General features: G+C 32.3%; 17 protein-coding genes and 2 pseudogenes. 11 read left to right on the forward strand and 8 right to left on the reverse strand.

The annotated features are described in order from the left end of the window. Window positions 1-57 precede the first annotated feature (57 nt). Window positions 58-909, forward strand: a complete 852-nt coding sequence (locus A3G9_RS0108925) for an aldo/keto reductase (RefSeq protein WP_002821174.1) — start codon at window positions 58-60, stop codon at window positions 907-909. Window positions 910-1,150: 241 nt separating this feature from the next. On the opposite strand, the gene A3G9_RS0108930 is transcribed toward A3G9_RS0108925, so the two are convergent. The 3 genes from A3G9_RS0108930 to A3G9_RS0108940 all read right to left on the reverse strand — a co-directional run bounded on the left by A3G9_RS0108930 (window position 1,151) and on the right by A3G9_RS0108940 (window position 3,414). Further along, window positions 1,151-1,411 carry a GlsB/YeaQ/YmgE family stress response membrane protein gene (locus A3G9_RS0108930; RefSeq protein WP_002821234.1) on the reverse strand — a complete coding sequence of 87 codons (261 nt, stop codon included), beginning with the start codon at window positions 1,409-1,411 and terminating at the stop codon, window positions 1,151-1,153. 449 nt (window positions 1,412-1,860) lie between these two features. Further along, the gene (locus tag A3G9_RS0108935; protein WP_011677342.1) at window positions 1,861-2,205 is read right to left on the reverse strand and encodes a CsbD family protein; all 345 of its coding nucleotides are present in this window, start codon (window positions 2,203-2,205) and stop codon (window positions 1,861-1,863) included. A 318-nt stretch (window positions 2,206-2,523) separates the two neighbouring features. Then, window positions 2,524-3,414, reverse strand: a complete 891-nt coding sequence (locus A3G9_RS0108940) for an SDR family oxidoreductase (protein WP_002821232.1) — start codon at window positions 3,412-3,414, stop codon at window positions 2,524-2,526. 591 nt (window positions 3,415-4,005) lie between these two features. Here A3G9_RS0108940 and A3G9_RS1000000110270 point away from each other — a divergent pair. The 3 genes from A3G9_RS1000000110270 (at window position 4,006) to A3G9_RS0108955 (ending at window position 6,395) form a co-directional block, all read left to right on the forward strand. Further along, complete coding sequence (locus A3G9_RS1000000110270; protein ID WP_143795020.1) at window positions 4,006-4,806, forward strand: phytoene desaturase family protein; 801 nt, start codon at window positions 4,006-4,008, stop codon at window positions 4,804-4,806. An 83-nt stretch (window positions 4,807-4,889) separates the two neighbouring features. Next, on the forward strand, window positions 4,890-5,525 hold the full coding sequence (locus tag A3G9_RS1000000110275) for a phytoene desaturase family protein (RefSeq protein ID WP_002821230.1): 636 nt from the start codon (window positions 4,890-4,892) through the stop codon (window positions 5,523-5,525). A 213-nt stretch (window positions 5,526-5,738) separates the two neighbouring features. After that, on the forward strand, window positions 5,739-6,395 hold the full coding sequence (locus A3G9_RS0108955) for a squalene/phytoene synthase family protein (RefSeq protein WP_018025311.1): 657 nt from the start codon (window positions 5,739-5,741) through the stop codon (window positions 6,393-6,395). 166 nt (window positions 6,396-6,561) lie between these two features. Here A3G9_RS0108955 and A3G9_RS1000000110155 read toward each other — a convergent pair. Continuing rightward, a pseudogene (locus A3G9_RS1000000110155) lies at window positions 6,562-6,705 on the reverse strand (MobA/MobL protein); the annotation flags it as partial. Between the two features lie 87 nt (window positions 6,706-6,792). Next, window positions 6,793-7,032, reverse strand: a complete 240-nt coding sequence (locus A3G9_RS0108960) for a hypothetical protein (protein WP_002821227.1) — start codon at window positions 7,030-7,032, stop codon at window positions 6,793-6,795. A gap of 317 nt (window positions 7,033-7,349) precedes the next feature. Here A3G9_RS0108960 and A3G9_RS0108965 point away from each other — a divergent pair, with 317 nt between their 5' ends. Next, the gene (locus A3G9_RS0108965) at window positions 7,350-8,711 is read left to right on the forward strand and encodes an ATP-binding protein (RefSeq protein WP_002821226.1); all 1,362 of its coding nucleotides are present in this window, start codon (window positions 7,350-7,352) and stop codon (window positions 8,709-8,711) included. A 216-nt stretch (window positions 8,712-8,927) separates the two neighbouring features. Here A3G9_RS0108965 and A3G9_RS0108970 read toward each other — a convergent pair. Continuing rightward, window positions 8,928-9,383, reverse strand: a pseudogene (locus A3G9_RS0108970) (MobA/MobL protein); the annotation flags it as partial. Window positions 9,384-9,729: 346 nt separating this feature from the next. After that, window positions 9,730-10,257, reverse strand: coding sequence for an alpha/beta hydrolase (locus A3G9_RS0108975; protein ID WP_002821224.1), 528 nt, complete (start codon window positions 10,255-10,257; stop codon window positions 9,730-9,732). A gap of 352 nt (window positions 10,258-10,609) precedes the next feature. Here A3G9_RS0108975 and amaP point away from each other — a divergent pair, with 352 nt between their 5' ends. From amaP to A3G9_RS1000000110770, 6 genes are all read left to right on the forward strand, one after another. Next, entirely contained in the window at window positions 10,610-11,170 is a 561-nt protein-coding gene (gene amaP, locus A3G9_RS0108980; RefSeq protein WP_002821223.1) for an alkaline shock response membrane anchor protein AmaP, read from the forward strand. A 10-nt stretch (window positions 11,171-11,180) separates the two neighbouring features. Further along, window positions 11,181-11,354, forward strand: coding sequence for a DUF2273 domain-containing protein (locus A3G9_RS1000000110055; RefSeq protein ID WP_002821222.1), 174 nt, complete (start codon window positions 11,181-11,183; stop codon window positions 11,352-11,354). 40 nt (window positions 11,355-11,394) lie between these two features. Then, window positions 11,395-11,964: an Asp23/Gls24 family envelope stress response protein gene (locus A3G9_RS0108990; protein WP_002821221.1), complete on the forward strand. Its 570-nt coding sequence runs from the start codon at window positions 11,395-11,397 to the stop codon at window positions 11,962-11,964. Between the two features lie 81 nt (window positions 11,965-12,045). Next, a complete protein-coding gene (locus A3G9_RS0108995) occupies window positions 12,046-12,303 on the forward strand; it encodes a GlsB/YeaQ/YmgE family stress response membrane protein (protein ID WP_002817528.1) in 258 nt (85 codons plus the stop codon). Between the two features lie 105 nt (window positions 12,304-12,408). Then, window positions 12,409-12,648, forward strand: a complete 240-nt coding sequence (locus A3G9_RS0109000; RefSeq protein WP_002821220.1) for a GlsB/YeaQ/YmgE family stress response membrane protein — start codon at window positions 12,409-12,411, stop codon at window positions 12,646-12,648. A 29-nt stretch (window positions 12,649-12,677) separates the two neighbouring features. Beyond that, on the forward strand, window positions 12,678-12,983 hold the full coding sequence (locus A3G9_RS1000000110770) for a YtxH domain-containing protein (protein WP_002817527.1): 306 nt from the start codon (window positions 12,678-12,680) through the stop codon (window positions 12,981-12,983). A 59-nt stretch (window positions 12,984-13,042) separates the two neighbouring features. Here the strand turns inward: A3G9_RS1000000110770 and A3G9_RS0109010 are convergent. Further along, a partial coding sequence (locus A3G9_RS0109010; RefSeq protein ID WP_248637482.1) for a hypothetical protein occupies window positions 13,043-13,484 on the reverse strand: 442 nt, incomplete at its 5' end.

Consider the following 13,484-nt stretch of genomic DNA (forward strand, 5'->3'; position numbering starts at 1 on the left):
TTTATTCAAAGAATTAAAATTAGTTTATAAAGTTGTAAAAGAGAGGAGAAAGTTTATATGGTATTATCGCGTTCCGTTCCAAATATTGTTTTAAATGATGGCCATTCATTGCCGGCAATCGGTTTGGGGACTTATTTAGTCAGAGGCGGCCAAGGGGTCGATCAAATTTTGTCTGCTATTGAAGACGGCTATCGTTTGATTGATACATCGACCAATTATGATAGCGAAGGAGCTGTTGGCGAGGCCATTCGTCGTTCGGGTATTCCTCGTTCCGAATTTATAGTTACTTCTAAGCTACCTGGAAAATATCATCATTATCAAGATGCTCTGATGATGATTCAGGAATCTATTTTTCGGATGGGAATAGATTATCTGGATCTTTACCTAATTCATTGGCCCTTGCCGAAACGGGACCATTATGTCAAAGCTTGGAAGGCTTTGGTTGATGCCCAGAAACTCGGTTTGATCCGTTCGATCGGTGTTTCTAATTTTCTTCCTGAACATCTAGACCGTATTATCAATGAAAGCGGCGTTACTCCGGCTGTCAATCAAATTGAAGTTCATCCTTATTGGGTTCAGGAAGATATGCTTGCTGCTAATAAATCACGCGGCATTGTCAGCGAAGCTTGGAGCCCACTTGGAAGGGGCAGTGCAGCTCTTAAAGAAGATATTATTAAAAATTTGGCTGATAAATACGGTAAAAATACTGGCCAAATTATTCTTCGTTGGCATACCCAGCGGGGAATTATACCCTTGCCGAAATCTAGTAGTCTAATTCATCAACGCAGCAATATTGATATTTTTGATTTTTCTCTAACCTCATCCGAAATAGAGCAAATCAATGCTTTGAACCGTTCTGATGGCCGTGTTGATGGACAAGATCCTAATACTTACGAAGAGTTTGATTAGTATTCGTTTTTACTTTTACACATCCTAGTAAAATAAACCCAGCATTTTTATGCCGGGTTTTTATTACCAAAGATTGGTGCTTAAATCTTCTAGTAAATCTCTTTTTAACATGCAAGCTTATTTAAAATTATTGAGACTATAATTTTTATTCATCTATTCACCAATCTTTTCTTAAAAAATAATAATTAGCGAATATTAATACATAAATTAAAAAAGAGACCTTTTTATCAGTCCCAATTTATTAAAAACTATTTTTTTTGTTCATTGCAGACATTACCCAAGAAACAATAACAACCACAATAACAGCTCCAATAATCGAAGGAATTAGCGCCATACCGGCTAAGCTTGGTCCCCAATGGCCTAACAACGATTCACCGACCCAAGAACCCACTAGACCAGCTACTATATTTGCGACCCAACCCATTGCTTGGCCTTTACTTGTTAAAGCACCTGCAATAGCGCCAATAATGGCACCAATAATTAAAGCCCAAATCAAATGCATACTAAACCCTCCTTATAATTTTTATCTTTAAGGCAAAACCATTTCATAGTTTTACCAAATCCGTTCTTGACCCCACAAAATAACTTTCTTGAGGTCATAAATAATTATAGTTGATTATATTAGGCCATGTCAGATTGGCAATTAGCCGAATTATTGAATAGAAAAAATATTATAAATTAAATTAAGATAATAATAGTTAGTTCTGAAAAATAAATGATACTGAATGATCCGAAATAAAAAAATTTCGAATAACAATTAAAACTTCAATCAAAGTAAAATTCCACGGTTAACTAACAGAAGGAATTTGGTTAGTAAAGCTAATTAAAACAATGATTTTATAAGAACTATTTCGAAAGATAAAGACTAAGAAAATCAAAATATTGAATAACTAAAAAGCACTAGTAATGAAACTAAATCACTAGTGCCAGCTAAGAAAGTTAATATTTTAATTAGTTTGAATTCTTTTTGATGTCATTAACTTTATCACTAATATTATCTTTCACATCATTAAAAGTTTCCTTTGCTTTTCCTTTAGTTTCTTGAAGTTTTCCTTTATTTTCTTTGAACATATCATTAGTAGCTTTGCCCATGAGAACGTTAGCTGCCCCGGTAATTCTATCTTTAAAAGAGTCTTTTTTATCCTCTATCTTGTCTCCAGAGTCATCAATTTTTTTAACAACTAAAATTGTTCCTGCAATCATAACGCTTGTTGTAATTAAACTGCCAATAACAGTAACCTTGATTAGCTTTTTGAACATATCTTCCATTTGAATCACTCCTTTGTTTTTGACCATAAAATAAGCTCATATTAATAAAATTGGCCTGTGAAACTAGATCACAATAAATATTCAATGAATTTATGTCATGATCAATTTTGTTTGATTAAAGTCTACTAGCTTTTAAGAAATCTCCCAGTAGCTCAGCTTCATTATACGGTTTAATGTAAGCGAATTCATGACGACAACAGCTTTGCTTTTCTTACAAACATTAATAGGGAATAACTTTTAAATAAAAATATAGTTAGTAATAAAAACCATATAAAAAGAGCTTTTTAAAGAAATAAAAGGCTCTTGATAAACACCAAAAATGATTGACCGAGAAAAAAATTAATTTTAATTCGTAAAACCACCACCAGTTACACCATAAGTTTGCCCCGTAACATAACTAGCCTGATTTGAAGCAAGGAAAACATAAACGGATGATAATTCAACTGGTTGGCCAGCACGTTTTAATGGAGTGTTCTGGCCAAATGACGGAATATTTTCCTGTGGTTGAGCCCCGGTCACCTGTAGAGGTGTCCAAATTGGACCAGGGGCAACAGTATTTACTCTAATCCCCTTTTCAGCTAATTGACCAGAGAGGGCTTGGGTCAAAGTATGAATGGCTCCTTTTGTAGATGCATAGTCAAGCAAAAACGAAGAAGGTTTATAAGCTTGAATTGAGGTAGTTGTGATAATAGCGGAACCAGCTTTTAAATATTGTAAAGCTGCTTTGACCGTCCAAAAAATTGAAAAGACATTTGTGGCAAATGTATCTTCAAGCTGTTTAGTGGAAAGATGAGTAATATCTGTTTCCGCTTGCTGTTTACCGGCTACTAAAGCTAAAATATCTAATCCACCTAATTCTTCCACGGCCTTTTTGACCATTTTTTGGTTAAAATCTTCTGACTTAAGATCACCAGGAATTAAAACAGCCTTTCTGCCAGATTCTTCAATATATTTTTTTACTTCCTCAGCATCAGACTGTTCAGATGGAAGATAATTAATTGCTACATCCGCTCCCTCACGGGCATAAGCAATTGCAGCGGCACGTCCAATTCCCGAATCGCCACCAGTTACAAGTGCTTTTCGGCCTTTTAGTTGATTTGATCCTTGATAGGTTTCTTCTCCAGCATCTGGTTTAGGTGTAAGTTTTGACTCTAATCCGGGTTCCTCTTGAAACTGATCGGGGTAATCTTGATTAAAATGTTTCTTTAAAGGATTCTCTAATGTGTTTTTTATCATTTGTCTATTTCCTTTCTTGATATTTTAAACAGTTACAAAATTCCTGGCATAACTATAGTTATAATAGTGGCTTAAGCTCCTAGAAACACTTCTTTAAGTATAGATGGAAATTTTTTCCAAGTTTTTATCATAAAATTACAATTTGATGAATTCTAGCAAATATGATCTGGCGATCCATTTATCTAAATCCTCATAAAAAATAAATACTAAAAGTTTAAATATATGCCAATGAATCAAATTAATCTAACCAAAGGAAGATTGTGTGTTCTTAAATTATTTAAAAAAACTGAAACTTTTATATTCTGTTTCCAAATGATCACTTAGAAAAACTATCAATTTTATGCTGAATCGATATTTCTAATTTCATATTTGTAGGAGCCGCAGACAATTGTTTTTGAAAAAGGGTTATGTCTGTCTTTGTTTGATCAACCATTTTTATAAAATTTTGTCGCCATCCTTTCCTAATGGAGTTAATTTTAAAATCCCAACGCTCTTAAAATGATGATTTTTGGATAAAATAGTAAATTAATTCATTTATATTAATATTTTTATTACAAGATTTTTTAGACAAGGGAAAATAAATCACTTAAAATGGAATTGTTTTCAAAAAAGGGAAAGAGAAATATGAAAAAAATAGCGATAATAGGAGCGGGAATAGGAGGATTAACAGCTGGCATATATTTACAAAACAATGGCTATCAGGTAACTATTTTCGAAAAGAATGATCATCCAGGAGGAAAAATGGATTCAATCAGAGAAAACGGTTTTAAATTTGATATGGGGCCAACAATTGTTATGATGCCCGATATCTATAAAAAGCCATTTGAGGATACCAATGTTAATTATGAAGATTATTTTACCATGAAGAAAATTAATCCTTTCATGGATGTTGTAACCAATAATCAAAAAATTCCCTTGTCATCAGATCTGACAGATATTGCTCATGAATTCGAAGCTTTTGGTGAAAATGAAATGTTAGGATTTTTAAATTACCTGGCTGATATTTACAATAAGTACCTTATTGCGAAAAAAAATTTTATTTATCGCAGTTTTCGTGGCCCGAAAGATTTTTTTAATATTAAAACATTATGGAATGCTTATAAATTAAAAACTTTTTCTTCTTCCTACGAAGCAGTTAAAAAAAATATTTCGAATACTAAACTTCAGTATTTAATGTCTTTTCAGACTCTCTATATTGGAATTTCTCCTTTTAATGGTCCTTCTATCTATAACATTATTCCCATGATTGAATTAGTCTATGGAGTTTGGTTTATAAAAGGAGGAATGTTTGCTTATGCAAAGGCTCTAGAAAAACGGTTCATAGAACTTGGTGGTGAAATAAAATGTAAAAGTCCCGTTGCAGAAATAAAAGTAAATAAAAAAACCAAGTAACAGGAATTAGTACAATTAGAAAGGTACAAAACTTTGATGCAGTAATAGCTAATGCAGATTTTCCTTATACAATTTCTCATTTATTGAATGCTTCTGATAAAGAAAAAGGAAGGTATTCAAAGAAGAAAATAAAAAAGCTAGATTATTCAATGTCATGTTTTATGCTCTATTTAGGCATAGACAAAAAATATGCTGACCTAAAATTACATACTATTAAAATGGCTGATGATTTTGAAAGAAATGTTAATGAAATCGATCATGGGATAATCCCTAAAGATCCATCTTTTTATGTTTATAACCCAAGCAGTATTGATAAAACATTCGCACCCCATGGTGAATCATCAATTTACGTTCTAGTTCCTGTACCAAATTTGAAATCTTATGATAAATGGAGCAATAGTATAATAACTAATTTTTATAATTTAATTATTGATAAATTAGAAAAAGAGCTTAACCTAAAAGATTTCAAAAAAAGTATCGTTTTTAAAAAAATATTTACACCAAATAATTTTAGAGAAAAATACAATAGTTTTTTTGGTTCAACCTTTGGTTTAAAACCTACATTAATGCAAAGTAACTATTTTCGTCCACACAATCGACATTCAACAATAAAAAATTTATATTTTGCTGGCGCTAGTGTTCATCCAGGAGCAGGAGTACCCATTGTGATTACAAGTGGGCAATTGAGTGCTCAAGAACTAGAGAGAGATTTTAAATGAATCTCCCTAATAAATTTATAGAACAGAATCTTAATTATTTTATAGAAAGCAAGAATTCTATCAAAAAAATTCGAGTTCTTTTTATTTTTCATTTTCTAAGCTACCAGATGAACAAGCTTTCAGTATTTTTGTTATTTACGATTTTTTAAGACAAATTGATGATGCAGTTGACGAAGGAAAAAAAATAATTATAACTTTTTATTCAGCTCTTGGGTGAAAGCTTCAAGTAAAAATGAAATCATGCTTAATGAAAATTCAAATTTAGCTGATAAAGTAGCGTTTATTTTTAAAACGTTTGAGATTGATAAATTAGAAATGATGCAAATGTTTGCAGGACAAGATTCGGATTTAAAAAATAAAGTTATAAATACTTATGATGATTTGATTCATTATTGTTATCAAGTTGCCGGAACAGTTGGATGTATGATTTTTCCAATTTTGTCCAAAAATAATAATTTAAGTTCTATAAGAAATAAAGTGATTGATATAGGAATAGCTATGCAATTAACTAATATATTACGCGATATCCATGAGGATGCTATCAGGAATAGAGTTTTTATTCCTGATCAATTGCTCGTTTTATTTAAAGTAAATAAAGAAGAATTAAAAGGAAGAAAGACTAAGAGGAACCTAAAGAAGCTAATTGCCTTCCTATCTAAAAAGGCGTTATTTTTTTATGAATCTGAATTAGAAGTAATCCAAACAGTTGATAGTTTTTCAGCAAAATTTTCCTTAAAGTTAGCAATAGCCACCTATAAGAAAATTTTGGAGAAGATAATTGATAGTGATTTTGAAGTTCTAGAAGGAAGAATATATGTTACCAATTTAGAAAAAGCTAAAATACTTGATAATATAATATTGAAATTATAATAATAAGTACTGAAAAAAATATAAATACCCACTTTGTTTACATAAAAATAATAAAGTTCTAATTAAAAAGTTATTTTCATAATTATTATTCTCAAAATTTATTTTCGTAATAATTTGTTTAATTATTGAAACAGATTATATTAACTTCCTTACCAACGATTTATTCTTACAAGTGCATATCGCCGTCATGCCGGTTACGGGTTTGATGTTGTCGTTTCTTCTTCGTCATTTCTTGCTCGGTATTTTTTAAGCCACGTTCTTGTTTTTGACGTTTGTAATCTTCATCACGGGCATATAAAAAGTTAATAATCTAATTCATTTAAAACATGGAATAAATACTGAGAGAAATTGTTTTGTATGAAGAACTTTTTAAATTATTTTAATATTCTAAAAGCTATTAGATTCTTTTTTCTTCTAACATATCTTTGAACAGTTCTCTTTGTCGGTCATTCAGATTGTTTTTGACGTAAAGATCAGCTAAGAGCTCAACCGTATCATTGAAGGCCAGTTTTTGTTTATCGTTGGTACCATCAATGAAATAAGCCAAGAGTTTAATCTTCTCTTTGGTGGCAAAGGTAATCCTTTGAGTAGTCGTGACTTTAGCCACTTGCTTAGCTGATTTACTGGTAACAGCCATATCTGATCGGCTACCAAAATCATTCGTACCGGCAATCTGAACATGCTTTTCTTGTAAGGAATTAGTTTTATGGTGTGTTAAGATAGGTGAGATTTTTTCTGCATAAATACCTATAGTAGAGATAAGGACATCATAATTATTAAATAAATCGTTAACTTTTTATTTAGATCCACATCATTATCCATCTAAACTTGTATCTGGTATTTATTTTCTTTAGAAGTAAAGGAAGTTGATCAGAAAATATACTCAATTTCCTGTCAACAAATATTAAATAAATCTCGTTTTTTGTTTAAACAGTAAATGTCATAATAAGTGTTATGTTATTGAATTCTAAAGATCAACCCTTTCCTGCTGAAAACCAGGTAATAGAATATAAAGAAGATTTTACGGATAGGATCAAAAGAGAAATAGCTGGTTTTTTGAATGGAAAAGATAGGGCTTTTATATACATAGGCGTGAGCGATAAAAAAAGAGAGATTGTTAGAGAATTTAGTATTGATGAGAAACATAGCTTTGAAGAAAGAATTAGCAACTGGGCTAGTACATCGTACTACCCATCTGCCGTCAATCTAGTAAAAGTGCACACAAATAATGATCCTTTTTGTATAGAGGTTATCCCGGGTAATCTGACACCCTATCAATTGAAGGTTAAAAGCAATCTATATACATATGTAAGAAACAATTCTTTGACAGAACCAGCCTCAGCTGAGAGTATAAAGAAATTAATTAATAGAAGTAAGCTAGATTCCTTTGACGAACAGGCGTCCGAAATACAAAAACTTAGCTTTGATTATTTAAAAAAAGAATTCGCTAATATAGATGAACCCTTTACAAATAGAAAATTACAGGGCTTTATAAGTAAGGAAAATAAATATTCCAATACCGCACTCTTATTGAGTGAGGAAAATCCTTATATATCAACTATTGCTATCTTTGAAAGTGATAAAACACTTGATTCCTTAGTTGACAGCAGAAGATTTAAGGGATCAATATTTGAACAAATTGATAATATATTGGAGTTCATTAATTTAAACAATCATGCTTATTCAAAAATAACTGGAAATCCTCAAAGAATGGACCGCAGGGACTTCCCTCCTATAGCTATCAGAGAAGGTTTGATAAATGCTTTTGCTCATCGCTCTTATCTTGATAAAGGACGTGTACAAATTAAAATCTATAGTGATCGGTTGGAAATCTTATCCCCTGGATCCTTACCTGGTGGATTAACAGTCCAAGACGTTTTGGCCGGAAGAAACTACCCAAGAAATCATAATGTGGTTTATGTTCTAAGATATTTCAAATATGTAGAAGATTTGGGCACGGGAATCGATAGAATTGAAGATAGTTATGAATTAGATAAATTGAAAAGAAGACCGAAATTGGAATCTGGAGAGAATTTTGTTAAATTAACTCTTCCCAACCAAAATTTTCATTTTGATATCAATAAAACCAAAACTCAACAAATGAATGCTTCTTCAACTGCTATATCCGAAACTGATGCAACCGAAAAAATAATTGCTTTCTTAAAAAAGAATCAATCGATTAGAAGAAAAGATGTAGAAGATATTTTATCCATAAAAGACACCCAGGCCAACCAATATCTAAAGGAGCTTGTCGATAGAGGAATTATAAATAAAATTGCTACCGGCCCAAAAACACGTTATCAATTGAATAAATAAAGATGTATCCTCCGGGAGATACCGGGAGATACCGGGAGATACCGGGAGATACATTAATAAGTTTCCAAATTTTTTTGATTGTTTTTTTAGCTTGAATGTTAATTCTATTCAACTCCTAAAAAAACTTTACATTCATTAAATAATGAAGAATGCACTTATAAGATAAATGTGATAATTAAATGCACTCATTGTGTTCATTTAATTATCACATTTATCTTATAAGTGCATGCCGCCGTCTTCATGCCGATTGCGGATTTGATGTTGTCGTTTCTTCTTCGTTATTTCCCACTCGGTATCTTTTAAGCCACGTTCTTGTTTTTGCCGTTTGTAATCTTCATCAAGGGCATACAGGGCGGCCATAATAGCGTCACTAAAGGCCGTCTTTAAGTAGTAGCTTGGACTAACTGGCTTATAACTCAACAGTTGATAATGTCCGATATTTTCTTTTCGGTATTGATCGTCTTTATCTTGTTGCTTTGTTAACTGCTTTTGGATTTTTTCAATCTGGCTGGTCTTAATAGTCGGATCAGCTTTACATTCCCCTAGAAAGATTTGTTTAGTTCTGTCATGCTTTAAGACCCGTTGCAAGTGGTGATTTTCTAACTGATCTAAACTAAGCTGCCCCGATAAATAAGCTAACCCTAATTGATGTTCTTGGGTACTGAAAACCTTCTAACTCAACAATCATTATCCAAATTCTCCTGCCTTAGACACAAAGCCTCTTTACCGTTCTCCCATAAAAGTCAATGACTTTCAACTACGCAAACTTCCTTTCAACTAAGCTTAGGCGTCGCCAAAGCTTTAATCTTGTTGCGTCTAAGTATTGATTTTTTAGAGCTTATATCAGGCTGGTGTGTAATTAGCTTTCGTCTTAGAAATCAGCTATTTTGAAATGGTGATATGGCTAACTTAATCTAATCTAAAAATAGAGGGCTCAGTGTCCATACAAGAGCTTTAGAGCTGGGAATAAAACGTTTGGCTGACTTGTCTTCAAATTGTGAAAATAATTAAAATATCATCAATATTGTTTCAATAAAGCAAGCAGTAGTGGTTGCTGCTGTTTTGTAAAATGTCCATCGTTTCGTAAGATTAGTGTTCCGCCTAAATGATCAAATAAGATCTTTCCTTGCTTTTCGTTACAGTTAAAGGGGTCATTGAATGAGTTAAAAATATAAAACTCTTTTGCGTTCTTTTTAATAGCATCCCAGTCATAAGAACTCTTTAAAGTGGTATGTTTCATACCATTCAGCTGGCTATAACCAGCAACTAGATAGACAGCCTTAACTGGCATTGTTAGTTTTTCCAATAAAGCAAAGATAATATTCGTCCCAGCTGAATGACCAATTAAAATGGTATTTTTATCAATTACTAAATTCATTTTTTTGATCTTGGATAGCGTATCAGTTAAAGATTCTTGATCGAGTTTTGGTAAATCAGCAATAATTGTTTTTACTCCTTGCTCAATTAAGCTGTTGGCGATGTTTTGATACCAAAACTTATTAGCCGTGGCATGCGGTGCCGATCCGTGAAAGATGATTGCGTTCATTATAAATTCCTCTGCTTCTTTGTATTTTTTTGCCTTATTCAATATCTTTTTTGGATTGCATTACATAAGAATCTTCATAATCATGTATTTTTCTAATTTCAGCTGCTCCCTTGCTGACTTTTTACTGTTTCTTCATAGATTAATGACATTAAAATATCAGGTTAAGTATCGTCGTAGCCTCACTATATCCTTTAAATACTAATTCAAAAAAGGATCTGCGCTTAATCTATATTGTTCAAAAATTACCAAGAAGTATTTATTTCTAAAGCTTGTTAGGATTAACTTATAAACAATAGTAAAACGGTTACAGCAGCATTCTCCACAATTATTTTATTTTAAATGAGGTGGTCACATGTCAAAAATAACAAAATTATTATATATAGTCATAGCAATCGCCTTCTTGCTTCCTTTGACAGATCTTCTGTTGCGTTTTCAATCAACGGTTTCTTTTCCTTTTAAATTAACTCAATTAGAGCATTATCCTATGATAGGCAAATATATGCCGGAAATTTTATTTTGGTTGAGTGCCGTTTTAGGAGTTTTAACCATATTATTTATTATCACGATAATTTTGTGGTCGAGTATAAAACATGAATTGATTTTCAAAAAGAGTAAAGGCAAATTACAGATTCAAAAAAAAGCGATTGAAAGCTTTGTAAATGAAAATGCGAAAGAAGACTCCTTTATTAAAGATCCGAAATCAAAGATAAAAATAACAAGGCACAGACTAAAAATTTATTTAAACGGATCCTTTGATCCTAATGTTGTTTTACCTAGTGAAAATCAGAAGTTTCAAGAAGATTTAACACATAAATTGACAAAGCTTCTCAACGCACCTCGAGAGAAAATTAAAATTACTCTGAAATTAAATAATCTTTATAAAGAAGAAATTAATCACCACCGGGTGGAATAGGGGGAAGGTGATGGAAAATATTTTTAATCAATACAAATGGCCGATACTTATCGGCACAGCTGGTTTCATTCTAGCAATTTTATTCCTTACTGTAGGCTTCTTGCAGACCATGTTGATATTAATATTAACAATCGCCGGAAGTGTGCTGGGTTTCTATCTTCAAGCCCATGGAATATTGAAATAAAAAAATATGGTAAAAAAATATGGCAGGATGGAGAAATATCATGGAAAACTCTAATAGAAAAGAACAAAATTCTAAATCAGAAACCGAAATAAAGAATGACAACAATAATATCAGAGGAGCTCTAACATACGAGGACAAGGTTATTCAAAAAATCGTAGGTTTGTCGATTGGCAGCATCGATGGTTTATTGACTGTAGATGGAGGCTTCTTTTCCAACATTGCTGAAAAAATTGTAAATACGAACGACGAAACTGCCGGTGTCGGGGTTGAGGTGGGTAGAAAACAAGTTGCGGTCGATTTGTCGATTGTGGCCGAATATGGCAAAAATATAGCTGAAATTTATGAAGAAATTAAAAAAATTGTAGCCAAACAGGTCAGTCAAATGACCGAACTAGAAGTAGTTGAAGTCAATGTTGATGTCACGGATATCAAGACTAGAGAGCAGTATGAAAAAGATGCAGTCAGCCTAGAAGATAGAGCAACATCCGCTGCAGGCACTGCAAATAAGACAATTTCCGAACAGAGCAATAAGTTATCGGGGAAAATGAAAAATACAGCAGAAAAGGTTAAAAAGAACGCTGAAAATAATTCTGAACCAAGAGTTGAATGATAAACCCATAATTTATACTACTGTGGAATTAAATTAATCATCATTTCTATTTAGATTTAATAAGTAAAAAGGAGGAATATTATGCATTTAATATGGGCGTTAATTGTTGGAGCAATCATTGGTGCCATCGCGGGTGCCTTAACTAGCAAAGGAAAAAGCATGGGATGGATTGCCAATATCGTTGCTGGTTTAATCGGCTCTTGGTTAGGTGAATCGTTGCTGGGAGACTGGGGGCCGAAGCTTGCCGGGATGGCACTAATTCCTTCGATTATCGGTGCAGTTATCATTGTTTTGATAGCTTCCTGGTTTGTTACAAGGTCAAACAGAACAGCAAAATAAAAACATTAGCCTTTGTTTCTTGCTTTCTTTTAATGAAGTTTCGTTGAATATTTAGCTATAAATAATTTAGTTTTAAAAACAAATTAATCTAAGGGAGTAGAAAGCATGTATTGGTTATTGGTTCTAATAATTGGTTTTCTAATTGGAACCATTGCTGGAACAACAATTAATAAGAAAGAAGCAATGGGATGGATTGGCGATATCGCAGCTGGTTTGGTTGGATCCTGGATTGGACAAGTCTTCTTTGGTTCCTGGGGACCACAATTTTACGACGTAGCTATTTTTCCCTCCATTATCGGAGCATTAATATTGGTTCTGATGATTTCCTTCTTTTTAAGAAAATAAAGTTTTAATAATAAAAAAGGTGCGTAATTATGGAAAATACATTAAAAAATATTTTAAAGATGACAGTAGCTTGTACATTAATAACTGGTGGCTTAATTGTCGCCGGAACTGTATTTGCTGCAAAAAAAATAGATGAATCCGGGGATGATTTAGAAGATAAAATTCCCGAAAACATTAAAGCATATATCAATAAAATGAATAAAGAAACAATGCAAAAAAATAAAGGCAAACTACAAGAATCATTTGGGACAGCAAAAGAAGTTGCTCAAAACACCAAAGACAAAATCAGCGATAAAGTAGATGATATTAAGAAAAACTTTAATAAAAACGATTAATCTTTAAGGTCTCTCTAGATAAATGAATCTAAAGAGGCTTATTTTTTATAAAAAAAGAATCAAGATTTGCTTGATTCCGATTGGCTTAAGAGATAATTGAGAAACAAATTGTTAAGGCGAGAGATTTTTTTATCATCGTCTTTTTCATTATCTTGACATTTACTGAGGAAATAAGGATATGCAGCAGCTGCATAATAAAAATCTTCAACTGTTTCCTGGGGCCTATTTTGATAAAGTGCTCTTGCGGTATCTTTGGCGTAAGTTTGTAAATCAATGCCTAAAATATCTCTAATGTCATAAGCCAAACCAGCGATATAAGTCACGGAAGAATCAAATTTTTCTAACTTGGAAAAAGAAATCATGAGTGTTCTAATTTGTCTTAATAAATTTTTTTCATCACTTTGTTTTCTATGTTTAATTCGTTGAACTAGATCTTCAAATTCTGCACAGAGCTCTTTTTCATATTCCGCTTTGTCCATAAAATTAGCCATCCCTGTATTT

It is taken from the genome of Oenococcus oeni DSM 20252 = AWRIB129, from assembly GCF_000372485.1.
Classification (GTDB): Bacteria; Bacillota; Bacilli; order Lactobacillales; family Lactobacillaceae; genus Oenococcus; species Oenococcus oeni.